Genomic DNA, 20,228 nt, shown 5'->3' on the forward strand with positions numbered 1-20,228 from the left:
TGCAAATAGCACAAAGGTTATTTGTTAATGATGGCATTTTTCACAAATATATTTTGCTAGATAATCCTCGCCATCAAACGAAGCGCTCTTATTGCAGCCATAAACTGCCCCACTTTATCGCGCTCGATACTTAACACAGAATAGTAAGAGAGATGATTATGCCCTTAGCATTACTCGCACTGACGCTCAGCGCCTTTGCCATCGGAACCACAGAGTTTGTTATTGTTGGTTTGATACCAACTATGGCGACCGACCTGAATGTATCACTGCCATCAGCGGGATTATTAGTGAGCTTGTACGCTCTAGGCGTTGCGATTGGTGCGCCAGTACTCACTGCGTTAACGGGAAAATGGAATCGTAAAATAGTGCTGTTAACCGTGATGTCTTTGTTTGTGGTTGGTAACTTACTGGCATGGCAGGCTCCAGGCTATAACACGCTGATCGCCGCACGAATTTTGACTGGCCTTGCCCATGGTGTATTCTTCTCGATCGGCTCAACCATCGCGACAGGATTGGTCTCCAAAGACAAAGCAGCGAGTGCCATTGCGATCATGTTTACGGGTTTAACGGTTGCATTGGTAACCGGCGTACCACTGGGTACTTACATCGGCCAAACATTTGGCTGGCAAGCAACCTTCTTGATCGTTGCTCTGCTTGGTCTTATTGCTCTTATCGGTAGCGCTACCTTGGTTCCAAGCAACCTTAAGCAACCACCAGCGGCGAAGATTTCGGCACAACTAAAGGTTCTAACTCAACCACGCTTACTGTTGGTTTACGCCATCACAGCACTAGGTTATGGCGGCACGTTCACAGCGTTTACGTTCCTTGCTCCAATACTTGAAAACGTATCAGGGTTTGATTCAAGCTCAATCAGTCTAATCATGCTCGTTTATGGTGTGTCAGTGGCAGTAGGTAACATCTGGGGCGGGAAAATGGCCGACAAGATGGGGCCGATTAAAGCACTGACCATTATCTTCTCTGGTTTGGCCGCTGTACTGGTAGTATTCAACTTTACCGCAGTAAACCCTTACGCAGCTGTTGCTACCATTTTGGTGTGGGGTGCCTTCGCGTTCGGCAATGTTCCTGGGCTACAAGTGTATGTAGTGAAACTGGCAGAGAAATACACACCTGACGCAGTCGATGTCGCTTCTGGATTGAACATTGCAGCCTTCAACGTCGGTATCGCATTAGGCTCATGGGGTGGTGGTTTGATTGTCGCGAATTCTGGATTAATGAACACCCCTTGGGTCGGTGCTGTGATTGTTTTGATCGCTCTAGTTCTGACTCGATTCAGTGGTGCATTGGATAAGAAGCAAACTCAACAGGCTGTTCCATCTAGCATCTAGCATCTAGCAGGAATTGAAAAAACAAAGCCCGAATCTAAGTTCGGGCTTTGTCATTTGAATCAGATGACTATTCGTTATCAATCTGCTTGAGAACTTTACATGGGTTACCCACCGCAACCACATTAGCTGGGATGTCTTTAGTTACCACACTGCCCGCACCTATCACGCTGTTTTCGCCAATGGTGACACCGGGGCAGATGATCACACCGCCGCCAAGCCAAACATTGTCGCCGACGTTAATCGGTGTGCCAAACTCGACGCCTTCTTCAACACGGCCTTTCACATCTAGTGGGTGGCCTGCGGTAAGAATTTGAACGTTCGGGCCAAGCAGCACATTGTCGCCAATAGTCACTTCAGCCACATCCAAAATCACGCAGTTAAAGTTAGCGTAGAAGTTCTTACCCAGTTTGATGTTCGAGCCGTAATCACAACGGAACGGCGGCTCTAAGTGCGCGTTCTCACAGCCCGGAATGAGCTCTTGAGTTGCCTCTTCCCAGTCGGGTGTGTCTGGAATACTGTTATTGAGTTTTTGAAGCACCTTACGACATTCGATACGAGCAGCATAAAGCTCTTTATCCCAAGCCTGATAAGGTTCGCCTGCTAGCATTTTTTGTTTTTCTGTTTTCACGTTACTTACCTGTTCTCGTATCACTTAGCTATTTTCATATTACTTATCTCGTTTCACATTACTTAACTAATGGTGGTCAATTCATCGACCAAAAAACGCAATATCGCACATCTAAATAACAGTGAATAAGGAGTGTTTGTGCCTGATTTAAGAGATGCGCAGCTCGTCACTTTTTGTAGGTGAAATATGAAATTCGAACCGTGCTAATTTAGCTTCGCTATAGAATCACGCAACACCAAACTACCGGTGGTATTGATGGTGGTCGCTTGCTCTGTTTCACCGACAATTTGCAGGATCGCCTTTTGCGTCATTTGCTCTAATGGCACGCTGACAGAGGTTAAGCTTGGCGTTAGAAACGCACCGACTTTACTGTTATCAAATCCTACAATAGAGATGTCTTGAGGTAATGAATAACCTAGCTCCGTTAAAGCCTTAATCGCACCAATCGCCATGTCATCGTTTTCCGACAAGATAGCAGTGGATATGGTTTTACTTTTTACCAGAGCCTGAGCCGCGTGATAACCGCTCTCCATCGTCCAATCACCTTGAACCACTTTGGACTTATCCAATGTAATACCATGTTTAGTTAACACATCTTGATAGGCTTGGTAGCGTAGCTCATCGGTCGAAGAACCGGCTTTACCACGAATCACGGCAATATCGGTATGACCCTGCTCGATGATGTGTTCAACCATCAAGCAAGCGCTCTGATAATGGTCGGTGGTAATGGCGTGATTGGGCTTCGACGGCATTTCTCGGTTGAGCACCAAAATCGGTGTATCTGTGCTTTCGATGATCTGAGCAATCTCGCTTTCCGTTAAACATTGCGGATAAATGATGATGCCCGCGCACTTCATATCCAGCAGGAAATTAATCGCCTTTCTTTCGTCTTCGGCGCTGTGTTTACCATCGGTGATCACCAGTTGATGATTCGACTTTTCGCTGTAAGAAGCCGCGTGATACATCAAGGAAGAGAAGTAAGGGCCATTGAACAACTCATTGGTGATCACGAAACCGATGAAGTTGGTCTTCTTGGTCGCCAATTGTTGAGCTAACAGGTTTGGTCGATAACCTGTTTCTTGAATCGCATCAAATACCTTTTTCACCACATCTGGACGCACGATGTTCTTGCCATTTAAGACACGAGAAACCGTCGACTTAGATACGCCTGCACGGTTCGCAACATCAAGCATGGTTACCATTCGCTTCTTTTCCTTTATAAAAAATTAGCCGACATAAGCCGACTAATTCATTGCAAAATGACAGCTCACAGTTCTCATAACTGCGCTAGGAAATGCATTCTAAATAGTGGCACCGTTAGATGCAATCACGCCTTTGTACCACTCGAACGACTTCTTACGTTTGCGATCTAAAGTACCGGACTGATCGTTGTGCTTGTCTACATAAATAAATCCGTAGCGTTTTTTCATCTCACCGGTGGTGAACGACACCAAATCGATACAGCCCCAAGGGGTATAACCCATCAAGTCAACACCATCAATCGCAACGGCTTTTTTCATCTCTTTGATGTGATCGCCAAGGTAAGCAATGCGATAGTCGTCATTAATGCTGCCATCTTCTTCAATGGTATCAACAGCGCCAAAACCGTTTTCAACGATGAACAGCGGTACTTCATAACGTTCATACAGAGACGCTAAACAGAAACGCAAACCCGTTGGATCAATTGGCCAGCCCCAATCGCTAGACTGGATGAACGGGTTATCGACCGAGTTTTCATGACCGCCGTCCATTGTTTCTTCTGTAGATTGATGCGAAGAAGAATCCAAGGTATTTGACATGTAGTAGCTAAAGCCTAAGTAATCAGCCTTGCCTTCTTTTAGGATCTGCTCATCTTCTGGATGCATTTCAATGTTGAAGCCTTTAATTGCCCAATCACGCTTGGCGTAGCTTGGGTAGTGGCCGCGAACCATCACATCCGAGAAGAAGTAGCGATCACGCATCGCTTGCTGCGCCACCATGATGTCCTCGGGCTTTGAAGAACGAGGGTAGAAAGGCACCATCGCACACATAGCACCGATCTGAAGGTCTGGGTTGATCTCGTGACCTTTCTTCACCACCAAAGCACTGGCTACAAACTGGTGGTGAACCGCTTGATACATGGCTTCTTGCGGCTTTTCGCATTGCGGGAACTTCACGCCAGAACACAACCAACCGAAGATGTCTGCTGAGGTGTTCATCTGATTATTGATCTCGTTAAACGTCATCCAGTACTTCACTTTGTGCTGATAACGTTCCATCACGGTGGTCGAGTACTTAACAAAGAAATCGATCACTTTACGATTCATCCAACCGCCATATTCTTTGGCTAGGTGGTAAGGCATTTCAAAATGGCTCAGTGTTACCACTGGCTGAATGCCGTATTTCAGTAGTTCATCAAACAGATCATCGTAAAACGCTAAACCCGCTTCACAGGGTTCTGATTCATCGCCATTTGGGAAAATGCGTGTCCACGCAATACTAGTTCTGAAACACTTAAAACCCATCTCAGCGAATAACTTAATGTCTTCTTTGTAACGATGGTAGAAGTCCACTGCGACTTGGTTTGGATAGTTTTCGCCATCAATCACACCATCGGTGATTCGACGTTGCACGCCATGAGCGCCAGCTGTTAATACATCAACAACACTGACACCTTTACCATTCGCATCCCAGCCACCTTCTAGTTGATGTGCTGCTACTGCACCACCCCATAAAAAATCGTTCGGAAATTCGTTGTTCATACCACTGCTCGCTACAAGTTGTTCGTGAAAAAGATCAGGATTAAAGAGCCAATTGCAACTCTGAAATCGATTTCAATAAAATCCAAGATACAGACTGAAACCGGTTTCAGCAATGTGTTTTCGATCTTTTTTTGATCAGCGGTGGACCAGCGCTATTGAATTAACTTCAACTTCTCGTTTGACCCGTCTACCAGTGTAGGCTTTATGCTCAGCACCTATTCATCACGAGGTGTTATATGTCTACCCATCGTTCCTTTGTTGTACCTCAACCATTGCTTTCTTTTTTCAATGGATTATCTAATCCCATAAAAGGTATTACGCTCGCTTTAATCTCGAACGCTTTATTTATTTTAGTCGGCGTGATTGTGCGAGAGCTCAGCCAAACCATCGATATTTTCCAGATATTGCTATTTCGACAACTGGTTTTTGTCACTTTATTAATGCCCTCGATCGTCAGTAACATGGACGCGATGCTCAATCCTAAAATGGTCTCGATGCATGTGTGGCGTGTCACGGGAGCGTTCATCGCGCTCTACTTTAGCTTCTTAACGGTGAGTAATATTCCGTTTGCCGACGCAACGGCGTTAGGATTTATGAAGGTATTATTTGTGGCAATCATTTCCCGCCAGTTCCTGCAAGAAAACGTAGGCTGGGCAAGAATGACGACCATATTGGTAGGGTTTACTGGGGTGATCTTGGTCGTGCAACCCACTCTCGAAAGCGAGTCTCTGTTCTATGTTGGAACAGGCTTAGTAGCCGCATTAGGGGCAGCGGTTGCCGTGATTTGTGTGAGGAAAATGGCGAATGTGGAATCCAAGGTTGTGGTGCTAGCCTACCAAGCTATATTCGTGGGGGTTGTTGCTCTGATTCCCGCGATTATCGAATGGCAATGGCCGACTTGGTCTGAACTGGCTTTACTGGTGTTGGTTGGCTCTATCTCTTCCATCGGCCAATGGTTTGGTGTCACAGCTTACAAGTGGGGAGAAGCGAACGTGGTATCGAATGTCGAATATTCACAGATGATCTACTCAATGATTCTTGGGTACCTGTTGTTCGCGGAATTACCAAACAACTTAGCTTTGATTGGTGCCGCAGTGATTATTTTGAGTGCTGTTATGCCTTTTATAATCCAGCTAAAGAGAAGCCAGTAATTCACAATTCCATTTGTCCCTACCAACTTGATAGGGGCATTGTTTTTCCTGAACTAAAGCTTGTTCTTAATGCTGCTCCAAATACTGGTCATGTTGTGATTTACCAGAGTGGTCTTGAGTTCCAGAGTAGTACTGTACGAGCGTTTGATCGGCTAAAGTGAGGTGAATCCAACCCTCTTTGACTCTCAACCAATTGGTGCCGCTTGTCTCATAGACGATAGGAAAGCTGCCCCAGCCTGACTCTGATACTTGCAGTTCTTGGAAGCGATTAATCGGGGTGAGTTTATTGCTGTTGAAGTCAGCATTGGAGTAAACCAGCAGAGGCTCGATAGCATCGGTTGGCTTAAACGTATAACAACTGACAGACTCTGAAGTGCGGTCGAACCATTGGTAAGGCTGTGCGCCCGTTAAATCATAAACGGTGCAGTCGTTGAATTGAATCGCCCACTCTTGGTGAGCCTTAAAGCCAAGGTATCCAATGGGCTGTGATGGTTGCTCAGGCTTCGAGCCAGTTTCTTGTTCATGCACCAGCTCTGAGGTAGCACATCCCATAAGCCCAAGACTAAAAAGAAAAGTCACAGCACGCTTCATCATAGTAATACCTCAGTTCCGTTCATAGATGATTAACTCCATTAAGTCTTTACATTAAACGGTAAGTTCCAAGCGATTACCATCAGGATCGAGTACACAGCTCTCATAATAGCCATCACCTGTTCTTCTTGGCCCATCTAAGCGCTCATAACCCTCTTCAACTAAGCGACTTGTGAGTGCATCGACCGCCTCTTCAGATCCTAGCGAAATCGCCATATGAATGAAGCCGGTGAATTGATCATAGATGTCATCTTTCGATTCAGGAACCGAATCCATTTCCATAATCTCTAAGCGGCTACCACTCTCAAAAGACAAGAAGTAGGAAGAGAAGCCTTTGCTTGGGTTGTGATATTTCTGGTTAGACGTTGCGCCAAAGTAATCTTCATAAAAGCGTTTAAGTACTTCGAGTTGTTTAGTCCAAATTGCGATGTGTTCAATCTTCATTTTGTTCACCTAATGTTTATGTCTGACACTAGATTACCCGCCAAATCAGGAAGGATAAACAGAACGAAATTCATCGAAGCTGTTCCTGTTTAAGGACTCAAACTTATGTCCATAACTGCACAGTATTGGCGTCTATGTTTGTGTAATAGTTATCTTTCCTCCATAGTTGGGTTTTACACATTCTGAGATATACGCCGTGAACTTTCTAAAATTAATAACTCTCGCTGCGATATGGGGCGGTTCGTTTCTGTTCATGAGAATTGCCGCTAATCCATTGGGCCCAGCGGTATTGATTGAAGCTCGAGTGCTGTTTGCTGCCGTCACTCTACTGTTGGTTTCTTTTTATCTGAAAAGGAAGCTTTCTTTTAATGCCCATGCGAAGCACTTCTTTATTCTTGGATTGTTCAACACTGCGGTTCCCTTTTTACTTTTCGCTTATGCCGCACAGACTCTCAATGCCTCGACACTCGCTATCTTGAACTCGACTGCGCCAATTTGGGCCGCAATCATTGGTGCAATATGGACCAAAACAACACTCGAGGCGAGGGTTCTGTTAGGGCTTGGGATTGGGGTTACGGGGGTTGGCGTGCTAGTCGGTTGGGATGCGATGAACATTGGTCGTGAGGCTGTGCTTCCTATCTTTGCGGCGGTGATGGCTGCCTTTAGTTACGGAATCGCGTCAAACTATACCAAACAAGCACCTAAAATTGAGGCATTCAATAATGCTCATGGCAGCATGTGGGCGGCGGTATTAATCGTGTTGCCGTTTGTCTTTTTCATGCCGATGAGAGAGGCTCCGGATCTGACCATCACCACATCGGTGATCTTATTAGGTGCCGTATGTACAGGGCTTGCTTACTTGCTTTACTTCAATCTCGTATCTGAATTGGGAGCGCCTTCGGCTCTGTCTGTTACCTTTCTGATTCCAGTGTTTGGTATCTTGTGGGGCAACCTTTTCCTAGGCGAAGCGATTGGTCTTAACACCATTTTCGGATCGGTTCTTGTTATTACCGGCACCATGTTAGTGACCGGTATGACGCCTTCTAAGATGATAGAAAGCGCCAAACAAAAACGAGCGGCAAGAGCGGCTCGTTAATCAGATTCCTATAAGCTCTTAGCACATCAGCAATGAACACATAGAACCTCAGCAATGCATGCTGAATGGCTTTAAAAAGTTAACCAACTGACGGTTAACCTGGAGAAGCCTTTAATCAGCCATGTATTGTTGAATCTTGTTTCTCAACCACTGATGAGCTGGGTTTGAATCGGTCCGTTTATGCCAGATCATGTATTGCTGCATAGGTAATATTTCAAACGGCTGATCCAACACTTGAAGCTGAAAGGCTTCGGCAAATTGATTGGCAAAATCACGCGACGTGCTGCCGACACAATCTGAGCCCGATACCAGCACACACATGGTCATCAATGAGTCGCACTCTGCACTGACTTTCCTTTGTTTTAGTGGCGACTTGGTAAAATAATCTGCTGTATGTAGACGAGTTCGACGCATCCTAAAAGTGATATGCTTTTCATTGTAATATTGCTCTTCAGTTACCGAACCAGCAATTCTCGAATGCCCCTTTCGAGCTATCAGCACCAGCTCATCCTCAATCATAAGCTGCTTCATATACCCATGAACTTGAGGGTAATGGATATCAATGGCTAAATCGGCTTGCTGCATGCTTAAGCTTTGAAGAAGCTCTTCTTCGTTGTTCGGTACCATACTGAACTCAATTGAGATATTTCCCAACGTTTCATCTTGCTCTGCAAGAGGTTGAAGCTTGGTTAAACCGATCTCATTAACCAGAATTCGAAACACATGATGTTGCTGATTATCGAACTGTTTTAAGGTGCTGACTGCGCTGGTTATGCCTTCAAGGGCAGGCTCCACTCGGTTTGCTAATTGCACGGCAGCGTTAGTTGGAATAATCCCACGTCCTTCACGAATAAACAGATCAGTATCAAGCTGAGATTGCAGTCGCTTTAATGCTCCACTCACCCCAGGCTGAGTCATACCAAGCGATTCTGATGCTAAGGTGATCGACTGCAGTCGATACACTTCCAAAAATACGCTCAGTAAATTTAGATCTAACTTTTCAACATCACTCACGGTCACTCTCCATGTTTAGGTGCACTCGCGTTACATATACGACAAGCTTTGCGCTTCAATCTGCTACTTTTAAGCATACAACACATAACAGTTCGTGATGTGTTAAATAAAGCTTACTTTATTTTTTACTATATGTCTTATTCCTATAATCGCCTCAACGAAACAAAATTCTGAAATGAAGAGGCTCTTATGACGACTTCACGCCCGTTCAAAAACGCATCACTATTCCTAGCTATCTCGCTCGCATTTCCAGCCGTTGCTGCTAACCATGACCACGCACACTTCAGTGAAATTGGCGACCAAGGTGGCAAAAGCGCAACCGAGATGACCACCAAAGCAAACCAAGAGTTCGCAAAAACACTCAACTTTGCCGACACTCGAGCTTTCGACAATAACAACAAAGGTCTGATTGCTAGCTTTGATCAAGAGACGGGCGACATCATTCGTAATAGCTTTAACTTCATCGACCCGAGTGTAACGAATGCAGACCAAGCACCTGATTCGGTTAACCCTTCACTTTGGCGCCAAGCGGTATTGAACCAAGCGGCAGAAGGTTTATATGAGGTTGTTCCGGGTAAAGTTTACCAAGTTCGAGGGGCAGATTTAGCGTCTATCTCTTTCATTCGTAGTGACAACGGTTGGATCGCCTACGACGTTCTTCTCACCAAAGAGGCAGCCGCTAAATCACTCAAATTCTTCAAGAATAATGTGCCTGATGGCGGTGAACTGCCCGTCGTTGCCATGATTTACTCTCACTCGCACGCTGATCACTTTGGTGGCGCAAGAGCAATCAAAGACGCGTACCCAGATGTAAAAGTGTACGGTTCGAAAAACATTACTAAAGAGATCGTCGACGAAAACGTATTGGCGGGTAATGCAATGTCTCGTCGTACTGCTTATCAATATGGCGCAACCCTGAACCGACACGAACACGGTATTGTTGATGCGGCACTGTCGAAAGGATTATCGACGGGTAGCATTACTTACGTACTGCCTGACTACGAGCTGAACCACAGCGAAGAGATTGAAACTCTGGTTATCGACGGCCTAGAAATGCAATTCATGGATGCTTCAGGTACCGAAGCAGCATCAGAAATGGTGACGTATATTCCAAGCATGAAAGCACTTTGGACTGGCGAACTGACCTACCAAGGCATGCATAACCTGTACACGCTTCGTGGCGCTAAAGTACGTGACGGTTTGAAGTGGTCTAAAAAGATCAACGAGATGCTCGTCACTTGGGGTGAAGATACTGAGGTGCTGTTTGCGTCTCACTCATCGCCAATTTGGGGCGAACAAGAGATCTCTGATTACCTAAAAATGCAGCGTGACGCTTACGGTTTTACTCATAACCAAACGCTTCGCTTAGCCAATAACGGTGTAGTTCTACAAGACATCGGTGACGAGATTTACAAGGTCATGCCGGACAGCATTCAACAGTCTTGGCACACCAACGGTTACCACGGTACTTACTCGCACAACGCTCGCGCTGTGTACAACATGTACCTTGGTTACTTCGACATGAACCCAGCTAACCTAAACCCATTACCAATCGAACCAGAGTCAGTGAAGTTTGTTGAGTACATGGGCGGCAGCGACGCTGTGATTGAAAAAGCGCAACAAGATTTCCAAGAAGGTGAATACCGCTTCGTTGCAACTGCACTGAATAAGGTTATTCAAGCAGAACCGGAAAACAAAGTCGCACGTGGCTTACTGGCAGATACTTACGAGCAATTGGGTTATCTATCAGAAGGTGCAGGTTGGAGAAACATCTACCTAACCGGCGCTCAAGAGCTTCGCATTGGCACACAACCGGGCGCACCAAAGACTGCATCTCCGGATGTGTTAGCAAACATGACGATTGAAAACCTACTCGATTACTTAGCGGTAAAAGTGGATTCTCTAAAAGCGCAAAACACACCATTTACAATGAACATTCAATTACCTGATGTGAAAGAGTTCTACTACGTAGAAATGTCTAACGGTAACCTGAACAACATTCAAGTATCAGAGCTACAAGATGCGGATACGACACTGATCATCAATAAGTCTGATGTGTCTGATATCGTGCTTAAGAAAACGAGCCTTGGAAAACTGTTAGAAGACGGACAAGCAGGAGTAAAAGGTGATAAGACATCGCTTAATAAACTGCTGAATTCTCTGACTGAAGCCGACGCCTCTTTTGAGATTGTACCGCGCCCGAATAAAGGCGAAGAAGTTGATGCCGAGCTATACAAAGATTCAGCTGTGCACGCTCATTAAACGCCGGATACACTAAATAAAAACAACAGCAGTTAGCTAGAAAAAACGTTCTATAAAGAACATAAAACAAGCCCCAACCTTTTGGTCGGGGCTTTCTTATTTGTTCTCAATGAGTGCTCCTTGGACGCTACTACGTTTGCTCTCTTACTGAAGCTGATAACTTGCTGAAACTGATAACCAGCCGAAACTGAACACTTACTAAGTTTGATCGTTTACTTCGCAGTCCCAGTACGAGGGTGAACCATAATACTGAACAAAGTAATCAATAAATACGCGCACCTTAGGTGCAAGCAACTGGGCACTCGGGTATACCGCCCAGATAGCCGCCTCATCTTTTAAAGGGTAACCCGGCAACACCTCAACCAGCGAGCCTTCCGCGAGCTGCTTGTATGCTATCCAAGTCGCGCACATGGCAATACCCAATCCATCGACACATACATCCCTTACCGCTTCACCGTGATCAACACGGATAGCACCTTTTTTCTTGATGGTGACATCGCCTTCTGGTGTATCGAACGTCCACCCTTCTAAGCCGGTTTGATTGATGCATTGATGTTGCTTGAGGTCTTCTGGTGTTTTCGGATAGCCATGAACTGCCAGATATTCTGGCGACGCACACAAAATACGTTTATCAGTAGAGAGCTTACGAGCGATCAGGCTTGAGTTTTGTAGCTCCGCATTACGAATCGCCACATCAAAGCCGCCATCAACCAAGTCGACAATTGAATCACTCAATGAAATATCGACCGATAAATCAGGATACTTAGCCAAAAACCCTTTCAGAGCAGGCATAACATGTATGCGACCAAACGAAGAAGGTGCAGATATTCGCAACACCCCTTTTGGTAATTCATTACCAGTTCCGACAGAGGCCACGCCCGCTTCGACACTCAAAAGGATTTGCTTTGCATGAGGAAGAAATGCCATACCTTCTTCAGTCAGGGAAACCTTTCTCGTGGTGCGATGCACAAGACGAGCACCTAGGCTCTCTTCTAGCTTGCCGATATGAATACTGGCTACCGGGGGCGACAACCCAAGCTCTTGTCCTGCTTGACTGATATTGTGCGTAGACGCGAGTCGCACAAACAATTTTAGATGTTCAATATTCATCAATATTTATTAGCCTGCGCTGAGTACACGCTGCTTATTGGCCGCAGCGGCACGAGGAATAATGTGAGTTTTAATATAGGCATTAAGCTTAAACCATGCAAAAGCGCCCGCTAAAACATTGGCGACTGTCGCGGCAATAACCGCATAGATCATATCTCCAGTTATCGAGCCGAGCCATAACGCTGGAATGTAGAAAACAAACAAGCGTAAGAAAGAGACATTCAAAGCTTTACGAGGCACACCCAAGGCATTAAATACTGAAGCAACCAGCATACACAGCCCTAGCGGCCCATAGCTGAACGGTATAAATAACAAGGTCACTTCAAACCAACTGCGTATGCTTTGTTCTTCCGAGATAACAGGAATAATCCAGCCACTAAACAGAGCCAGCAATGCTGCCATCGCAGTGTGGAAAACCAATAGAAATTTTGCGGTGGTATTCAACAATTCAGGGATTTTACATCGCTGCTGCGCCCCTAGATAACGCCCAATCATAGGTGGAATGGACATCGTGAGAGCAAGAGAAAACACCAACATAAAACTTTCAACTCGGGCGAGTAAGCCCCAAAAAGCCATCTCATCGGTTCCGATTCTCGCAATCAAAAGCATTGAGAAGAATGCGCTGACCGCCGGTAATATCTGATTCGCAGTGGTTGGCATTACCGTCTTGAATAACTCAAAACTGTAACCTTTGATTTGGTTACGGCACGCGCCATTGAAGCCAAACCAACCTTTGCCGCGAGACTTGATTAACATGTAAATGGCACCAAATGCGTAGCCAATGCTCGATGCGATCGCCGCCCCTGCAATGCCCATATCCAATCCAAATATCAGAATAGGATCGAGAATTAGGTTGATCACGCTGGCAGCCAAAAACATGCTACCGGTTGTTTTGGTATCGCCATTAGCACGATAAACGCAGGTTGCCAGATAAAGCACCGCAACCATCAATGCACTGAACAGCCACAGCGGCCAGTACACATTAAAAGTCGACAGCATGGATTGGTATTGAACGTCGGAGACATCGTTCACAAACGACGCAAAAACAGAATCGCTAAAAACAATTAGCCCTAAGCAGATCAAAGCAATCACCAAGACACCAAATCCGACAGACAGCGTGGCAATTGAAGTAGATTTACGTTGCTCTTTTGCCCCTACCGCTTGAGAAATAATGGACGTTGCCGCCACACCTATGCCCACTTGAACACCGGTAAACGCCGCCTGAAATGGCAAAGTGATACCGTGAACCGCGAGCTCATTCACGCCAAGCTGACCGATAAAGATCGAATCGACTAATTGCACCATCATGATCGCAAACACACCCAGCGTCAGTGGCAGTGTTTTCTCAATAATGGTTTTCAAAGTCGCGGATCTCATCTGCATAGGTCGGTTCACTCTTAATCTGTTCTTTGAGGCACTAACTGCCTAGCTGAGCAGTATACGAAGCTAAATAAAAAGGATAAGAGCACCAAACAAGGAATGAGTTTTTAGATTTCGTTGACAATCAAATTGGCAAGATACATTCAACGTTAAAATATCCCACTAAGACACTGAATAAATTGTAGTTATCAAACGCGCCAACACTCTTAACAATTCGTTAATAGTGTTTCGCTTAATGGTTAATTGTTGGTTCGAACATTCCTCGCTAGCCTGAATTTAGGTCGCATTCACACTGAATAGGCTGAAATGAAATCTCTCAGAAGGAATATGGAAATGGCATATCAAGGTTATACAACGTTTAAAGCTCAAGCCGAGGATGGGATTCTTACCGTCACTTTTGACTTCGGTACTGTGAATGTTCAAGGGCAAGAGATGCTTGCCGACCTCAATGGTTTAGCAATGAGACTAGAGCGCGATCGTGACATCAAGGTTGTGGTTTTTCAATCAGCCAACCCTGAAATTTGGGTCTGTCACTACGACACCAATCTATTAAAAGACATGTCGACAGAAGCGGTTTCTCGTGAAGAAGCGAAGTTACTCGACCTGCAAGTGGTACTAGAAAGAATCAGCAAGTTGCCACAAGCTACCATTGCCAAACTTGAAGGCTTCGCTCGAGGTGGAGGCCACGAATTTGCACTGGCGTGTGACATGCGATTCGCGGCTCGTGGTAAATACAAATTCATGCAAATGGAAGTCGGCATGGGCATCCTGCCTTGTGGTGGCGGAGCATCACGTATGGCGCGCCAAGTTGGCTTAGGTCGCGCACTCGAAATCGTCCTAAGTGCACGAGACTTTGATGCTGACGAAGCCGAAGCATACGGCACCATCAACAAAGCACTAGAACCGGATGAAATTGGCGAATACGTCGATACTCTTGCCAAACGAATCGCTCAATTCCCTGCAGAATCGATCAATGCATGTAAGCAAGCGGTGTACGAATCTATCGATAAACCGATCGACGAAGCACTCAAAGCGGAAGCTTACTGGTTGTATCAAGCCACCAGCAAAACCCCTGCGGTTAAGCGCTTCCAAATTGCCGATGAACAAGGCTTAGAGCACGATATGGAAAACCAGCGTAACTGGGAAACTCTGGTTATGAACGTTCAAGACATCAAATAGTTCGGTCACATCTCTTAATTTGGGTCAGCCACAACTGACCCATTTATCTTTAAATTAGCCGTTTTTTGTCCCACAGACTCACATTTGAGTCTTCAGCTTGTGAGCCAAATGCAACTATGTGTCATTAATCTTTGTTATAACGTTGTTCAAACTATTTTTTGAAGGACCAAAAATGCAAAAAATAATTCTGATCACAGGAGCCACAGATGGCATCGGTTTAGAGACCGCAAAAGCACTGACGCAGCAAGGGCACCATGTTCTGATTCATGGACGTAACCCAGCTAAGGTCAATAAAGTCGTGACCGCTCTGTCTCGCCTGTCTAAGAATGCAATCATCGAAAGCTACATCGCAGACCTATCGAGGCTCTCTGAAGTTGAGGCGCTTGCAACCCAAATAAAAAGCGATCACAAACGACTCGATATACTCATTAACAACGCAGGCGTGTATAAGGTGTCGGACATCACCACCCCAGACAATCTTGATGTGCGTTTTGTCGTAAACACCATTGCGCCTTATCTACTGACACAAAAGTTGCTCCCTCTTTTTAATGCGACAGGTCGTATCGTCAACCTATCTTCAGCAGCCCAAGCACCCGTAGATCTAGAGGCATTAATTAGCCCCAATGCTGGCGAACTTGATGGCCCGGTTTACGCACAAAGTAAGCTGGCACTGACGATGTGGTCTATCGAATTAGCCAATTCTCTATCAGCTAGCCAGACAAGCTCCCAAGCAAATAACCAAACAAGCTCCGGATCAAAAAATGGCCCCGCCGTTATCCCTGTAAACCCAGCCTCTTTCCTTGGCAGTAAATTGGTGAAAGATGCTTATGGCGTTGATGGTAACGATCTGGCGATTGGTGCGGATATCCTCTGTCGTGCTGCGCTCAGTGATGAGTTTGCCAACGCTTCAGGTCAATATTTTGATAATGATTCCGGGTTATTCAAAGACCCGCACGCCGACGCTTTAGACAACACCAAGAACCACAAGCTGGTGACAGTGCTTGATCAATTGCTCGAAGAAAAGCTGTGCGTTGCGCACTGATCGTTAATTAGTCAATTAAACGATCACTAACACTCCCCCCTCAAAAAAAATCCAAGCCGCAGTTCTATCCATACTGACAAAGAACTGCGCGCTCTTTCGATTATTAAAATTTCTTTAATACTGATTCCCCGCTTTGCCCAATTATCACCCAAGGTGCAGATTGTTAAACTTGCCCTCGTCGAAACAACACAGGCTACGGCCGAGGAGCATTTATGCGTTTTGAAGGTAAAGTTTATCGTCCTTGGATGGAAGCAGAGAGCGTACTCATCCAGACAACATTGGGGTGCAGTAACAACCAATGTACCTTCTGCACTATGTTTGATGATAAGCGTTTCAAAGTAAGAGATATTAAAGACATCTTTGAAGATATTGATGCGGCGAGAAAGATCTACCCGCATGTTGAATCTATCTTTTTAGTCGATGGTAACGTGATGGCGATTAGAACCGAGATGCTGATTTCGATTCTGGATTACATCAAAACCACCTTCCCAGAGATCAAGAACATTTCTCTGTATTCAGGGTTCAACGATTTCCGTCGTAAGAGCTTATCTGAATTAAAAGAGATTAAGTCGGCAGGTTTAAGTATGGCCTATTCAGGCTTGGAGTCCGGTGACCCTATTGTTCTGGATCGTATTCAAAAACGCATGACACGTGAGCACGCTATTGAAGGTATGAATTTAGCCCGTGAAGCCGACATTAAAGTACTGGCTTCTTTCATCTTTGGTCTTGGCGGCAAAGAGCGTTCTGTCGAGCATGCAATTAATACCACTAGCTTGCTGAACATCATGCAGCCGGATGCGATTGCACCCATGGCTTTGGCGGTTCAACCGGGTTCAGTGTTAGAAAAAGAAGTAAACCGTGGCGAGTTTGTTTTACCAACGCCATTGCAGATTCTTGAAGAAGAGAAATACTTGCTCGAAAACCTAGAGGACTTCGACTGTTACTACTGGGGCGATCACGGGAACAATATCTCGCCGATGCGTGGCATGTTGCCTCAGGCTCGCAAGCCGTTTCTTGATAAGATCAATCAAGACATAGCTCACAACCCAATCACTAAGCAAAACGTAATTAAAACCTTTGCTTGGTAACGAGTAACCTCTACATCGTTTGAAGCAGCCACAAAGAGGGCCAGCATCAGCTGGCCCTTTCATTTTCTAGCTAAGTCGCTCTCTATAGAACTAACTGGAACGATGTAAATCTCTCTTAGCCTCGCGTTACCAAACAAACTAAGCCAAGTCGCTACCGTTGCTTGCGATCACTTTTTTGTACCAATGGAATGACTTTTTAGGAATACGATTTAAAGTGCCATTGCCTAGGTTGTCCCTATCCACATAGATAAACCCATAGCGCTTACTCATCTCTCCGGTCGATGCCGCGACAAGATCGATACAACCCCAAGGTGTGTAACCCATCAGTGGTACACCGTCTTCCATTGCTTCATGCATCGCAACAATGTGCTGACGAAGGTAATCAATGCGGTAATCATCGTTCACTTCACCATTGCCATCCAAGGTATCACGAGCACCTAAGCCATTCTCAACTAAGAAAAGTGGTTTCTGGTAACGATCGTATAAGGTATTCATCGTGATACGAAGGCCAGTAGGATCGATCACCCAGCCCCAATCACTTGCGGGCAGATGAGGGTTTTTGATGGACTTAACAACATTCGCCGCGCTGGTGTTACCCGCATTCATATCGGCAGAAGCACAGCGTGAAGCGTAGTAACTGAATGAGATGAAATCGACGGTATTCTTCAGAATCTCGAAATCTTCTTCTTGTGTTTCAAGCACGACACCTTTGTTATCAAATACCTTTTGAGCATAGGATGGATAGTAACCACGTGATTGAACATCAATAAAGAACAGGTTCTCGCGATCTTTTTCCATCGCCATCAGCACATCTTCTGGCTTACATGAATATGGATAGAAGTTACCGCCCGCCAGCATACAACCCACTTGGTTTTGATCATCAACTTCATGGGCAATCTTGGTTACCAAAGCGCTTGCTACTAGCTCATGGTGAGCTGCTTGGTACTTCACTTGATCGTGATTTTCGCCTTCCTGAAACAACAATCCAGCGCCTGAAAACGGGCTCGCTAGTAAAATATTGATTTCATTGAAGGTTAGCCAGTATTTCACCAAGCCTTTGTAGTTCTCGAAACAGGTTCTCGCGTAACGGCTAAAGAACTCAATCATCTTACGATTACGCCACGAACCATACTCGTTCACCAAGTGCATTGGCACATCGAAATGGCACAAGGTAACGAGCGGCTCAATACCGTACTTCTTACACTCTTCAAAAACATCACGGTAAAAGTCTAAACCAGCTTGGTTCGGCTCTAGCTCATCACCTTTTGGAAAGATTCGGCTCCAAGCGATGGATACGCGGAAGACTTTGAAACCCATCTCAGCCAACAAGGCGATGTCTTCTTTGTAACGATGATAAAAGTCTATCGCGTTATGGCTTGGGTAGAACTCGTCTTCGCTGAGCGTCACCGTATCAACCTGACCAAGCTTAATTGGCATACGGTTTTCACCGTAAGGGATCATATCTACGGTTGTTAGGCCTTTACCACCGGCCAAGTGAGCGCCTTCAGATTGGTTGGCAGCGATGGCGCCGCCCCATAAGAAATCTTCAGGAAATTGAATGTTTGACATCGGATACCTCTGAAACAATAAAAGTCACCTTACGATCGAGTAAGGTGACTGAATAAATTAATTAACTCTAATTAAGAAGCAGACGCCACTGTGGCCTTATCTTCTGCCTTAACAGCTTCTTTGTTTGCTGGCTCTGACGTTGCTTTCTCATCCGCATCATCTTCTGGAACATCTTCAAAACCTAAAACTAGGGTTAGAACAAATGACAGAACAATAGACAATGCGATTAGGCCGAACACCCAAACGATACTCATCGGGTCATTCACATCGAAGAACTGAACGCTCGTAAACAAGCTTGGTGCTGCCATCGAGTGACTCGCAAGGCCACCCATGCCCGCTAATGCACCAACGATGAAACCAGTAATCATTGTTGCGATAAGTGGACGTTTCAGACGAACAAGCACGCCGTACAATGCAGGCTCAGAGATACCCGCAAAAATTGCTGATGCGCCCGCCGCTAATGATGTTTGTTTCAGCGCACTGTTTTTGGTTTTGTAAGCAACAGCCAGACACGCGCCACCCATACCAAGGTTGGCACCGATTTCTGAAGGCATAACCATACCTTCACGACCAGTCTCAGCAATGGTTTGAATAATCGTTGGAGTAAATACACGGTGCATACCAGTCAGTACAAGTAGAGGCCACAACGCACCCATGATAGCAACCGACAACCAACCTAATGTGTCATGAATTGTATAAACAAGCGCTGAAAGTGCAGTACCTACCCAAATACCAAATGGACCGATAAGTACGATAGCAACCGGAGCTGCAATCAACACGATCAACATAGGTTTGAGGAAGTTTTTAGTTACAGCAGGGGTAATGCTATCTACCCAACGCTCTATGTAAGAAAGAGCCCAAGTCATCACAAGTACAGGAATAACCGTGTAGGTGTATTTTACTGACGTGATTGGGATACCGAAGAAATCAACGTGCTTGCCTTGCGCAGCTTGCTCCATTAATTCCATGAAACTCGGGTGGATTAAGACACCGGCAATCGCAATGGAAAGAGACATGTTGGTCTTGAATTTGATCGATGCAGAAGCGGCAACCATAACCGGTAGGAAGAAGAAGGCGCCATCACCAATCGCTTTCAAGATAATCAAGGTAGGCGCATTTGGTTCAACCCAGCCCAGCATCTCAAGTACCATGGCGAGCAGTTTGACCATTGAAGCGCCAATGATTGCTGGGATAAGAGGAGACATGGTACCAACCAATGCATCCAACATTTTCGCACCAATCGCTTTAGCCGTCAGTTTCTCTTTTTTAGCAGGAGTCTCTGGCTCAGAATCTGAAGATAACTCACAAATAGCCATCACTTCTTTGTACGCATACGATACCTCGTTGCCAATGATAACTTGTACTTTGTCTCCATTATCAACAACACCCATCACACCTTTTAATGTTTTCAGTTTGCTGATGTCGACGCCATCTTGGCTGTGTAAAACGAATCGTAATCGAGTCATACAGTGTGTTAGCGCAGCGACATTTGCCTTGCCCCCCAGATGCTCAACAACAGATTTCGCAATTGCGCGGTAATCGTTGGCCATGTTATCCCCCAAAGCTCTTTCTAGTGATATTTAAACG

At 45.4% G+C, this 20,228-nt stretch carries 17 protein-coding genes; 7 read left to right on the plus strand and 10 right to left on the minus strand.

What is annotated here, in order from left to right; translation table 11 throughout:
* Positions 1–158: 158 nt before the first annotated feature.
* Positions 159–1,346 (plus strand): MFS transporter, encoded by a 1,188-nt coding sequence (locus ITG09_21260; GenBank protein UPR53917.1) that lies wholly within the window; start codon positions 159–161, stop codon positions 1,344–1,346.
* A gap of 67 nt (positions 1,347–1,413) precedes the next feature.
* Here ITG09_21260 and ITG09_21265 read toward each other — a convergent pair whose 3' ends face one another.
* The 3 genes from ITG09_21265 to ITG09_21275 all read right to left on the minus strand — a co-directional run bounded on the left by ITG09_21265 (position 1,414) and on the right by ITG09_21275 (position 4,715).
* Positions 1,414–1,974: a sugar O-acetyltransferase gene (locus ITG09_21265; protein ID UPR53918.1), complete on the minus strand. Its 561-nt coding sequence runs from the start codon at positions 1,972–1,974 to the stop codon at positions 1,414–1,416.
* Between the two features lie 203 nt (positions 1,975–2,177).
* Positions 2,178–3,176 (minus strand): LacI family DNA-binding transcriptional regulator, encoded by a 999-nt coding sequence (locus ITG09_21270; protein ID UPR53919.1) that lies wholly within the window; start codon positions 3,174–3,176, stop codon positions 2,178–2,180.
* A gap of 99 nt (positions 3,177–3,275) precedes the next feature.
* Positions 3,276–4,715: a 6-phospho-beta-glucosidase gene (locus ITG09_21275; protein UPR53920.1), complete on the minus strand. Its 1,440-nt coding sequence runs from the start codon at positions 4,713–4,715 to the stop codon at positions 3,276–3,278.
* A 236-nt stretch (positions 4,716–4,951) separates the two neighbouring features.
* On the opposite strand from ITG09_21275, the gene ITG09_21280 reads away from it, so the two are divergent.
* Positions 4,952–5,866 carry a DMT family transporter gene (locus ITG09_21280; GenBank protein ID UPR53921.1) on the plus strand — a complete coding sequence of 305 codons (915 nt, stop codon included), beginning with the start codon at positions 4,952–4,954 and terminating at the stop codon, positions 5,864–5,866.
* Positions 5,867–5,932: 66 nt separating this feature from the next.
* Here the strand turns inward: ITG09_21280 and ITG09_21285 are convergent, their stop codons facing one another.
* Both ITG09_21285 and ITG09_21290 read right to left on the minus strand, forming a co-directional pair.
* A complete protein-coding gene (locus ITG09_21285; protein ID UPR53922.1) occupies positions 5,933–6,460 on the minus strand; it encodes a hypothetical protein in 528 nt (175 codons plus the stop codon).
* Between the two features lie 51 nt (positions 6,461–6,511).
* Positions 6,512–6,901: a VOC family protein gene (locus tag ITG09_21290; GenBank protein ID UPR53923.1), complete on the minus strand. Its 390-nt coding sequence runs from the start codon at positions 6,899–6,901 to the stop codon at positions 6,512–6,514.
* Between the two features lie 196 nt (positions 6,902–7,097).
* Between ITG09_21290 and ITG09_21295 the strand changes: the two genes are divergently transcribed.
* Positions 7,098–7,997: a DMT family transporter gene (locus tag ITG09_21295; GenBank protein ID UPR53924.1), complete on the plus strand. Its 900-nt coding sequence runs from the start codon at positions 7,098–7,100 to the stop codon at positions 7,995–7,997.
* Positions 7,998–8,108: 111 nt separating this feature from the next.
* Here the strand turns inward: ITG09_21295 and ITG09_21300 are convergent, their stop codons facing one another.
* On the minus strand, positions 8,109–9,011 hold the full coding sequence (locus ITG09_21300) for a LysR family transcriptional regulator (GenBank protein UPR53925.1): 903 nt from the start codon (positions 9,009–9,011) through the stop codon (positions 8,109–8,111).
* Between the two features lie 189 nt (positions 9,012–9,200).
* On the opposite strand from ITG09_21300, the gene ITG09_21305 reads away from it, so the two are divergent.
* Complete coding sequence (locus ITG09_21305; GenBank protein UPR53926.1) at positions 9,201–11,273, plus strand: MBL fold metallo-hydrolase; 2,073 nt, start codon at positions 9,201–9,203, stop codon at positions 11,271–11,273.
* Positions 11,274–11,471: 198 nt separating this feature from the next.
* Here ITG09_21305 and ITG09_21310 read toward each other — a convergent pair whose 3' ends face one another.
* Positions 11,472–12,383, minus strand: coding sequence for a LysR family transcriptional regulator (locus ITG09_21310; protein UPR53927.1), 912 nt, complete (start codon positions 12,381–12,383; stop codon positions 11,472–11,474).
* Positions 12,384–12,392: 9 nt separating this feature from the next.
* Positions 12,393–13,766, minus strand: coding sequence for an MATE family efflux transporter (locus tag ITG09_21315; protein UPR53928.1), 1,374 nt, complete (start codon positions 13,764–13,766; stop codon positions 12,393–12,395).
* Between the two features lie 330 nt (positions 13,767–14,096).
* Here ITG09_21315 and ITG09_21320 point away from each other — a divergent pair, with 330 nt between their 5' ends.
* From ITG09_21320 to ITG09_21330, 3 genes are all read left to right on the plus strand, one after another.
* Complete coding sequence (locus ITG09_21320) at positions 14,097–14,942, plus strand: enoyl-CoA hydratase/isomerase family protein (protein UPR53929.1); 846 nt, start codon at positions 14,097–14,099, stop codon at positions 14,940–14,942.
* Between the two features lie 172 nt (positions 14,943–15,114).
* Entirely contained in the window at positions 15,115–15,984 is an 870-nt protein-coding gene (locus tag ITG09_21325) for an SDR family NAD(P)-dependent oxidoreductase (GenBank protein ID UPR53930.1), read from the plus strand.
* A gap of 212 nt (positions 15,985–16,196) precedes the next feature.
* Positions 16,197–17,072, plus strand: coding sequence for a radical SAM protein (locus ITG09_21330; protein ID UPR53931.1), 876 nt, complete (start codon positions 16,197–16,199; stop codon positions 17,070–17,072).
* A gap of 138 nt (positions 17,073–17,210) precedes the next feature.
* Here the strand turns inward: ITG09_21330 and ascB are convergent, their stop codons facing one another.
* Together ascB and ascF are read right to left on the minus strand one after the other, a co-directional pair.
* Complete coding sequence (gene ascB / locus ITG09_21335; protein ID UPR53932.1) at positions 17,211–18,641, minus strand: 6-phospho-beta-glucosidase; 1,431 nt, start codon at positions 18,639–18,641, stop codon at positions 17,211–17,213.
* Between the two features lie 71 nt (positions 18,642–18,712).
* Entirely contained in the window at positions 18,713–20,191 is a 1,479-nt protein-coding gene (gene ascF / locus ITG09_21340) for a PTS cellobiose/arbutin/salicin transporter subunit IIBC (GenBank protein ID UPR53933.1), read from the minus strand.
* Positions 20,192–20,228 lie beyond the last annotated feature (37 nt).

The organism is Vibrio cyclitrophicus, assembly GCA_023206055.1.
In the GTDB taxonomy this organism is placed as follows: Bacteria; Pseudomonadota; Gammaproteobacteria; order Enterobacterales; family Vibrionaceae; genus Vibrio; species Vibrio cyclitrophicus_A.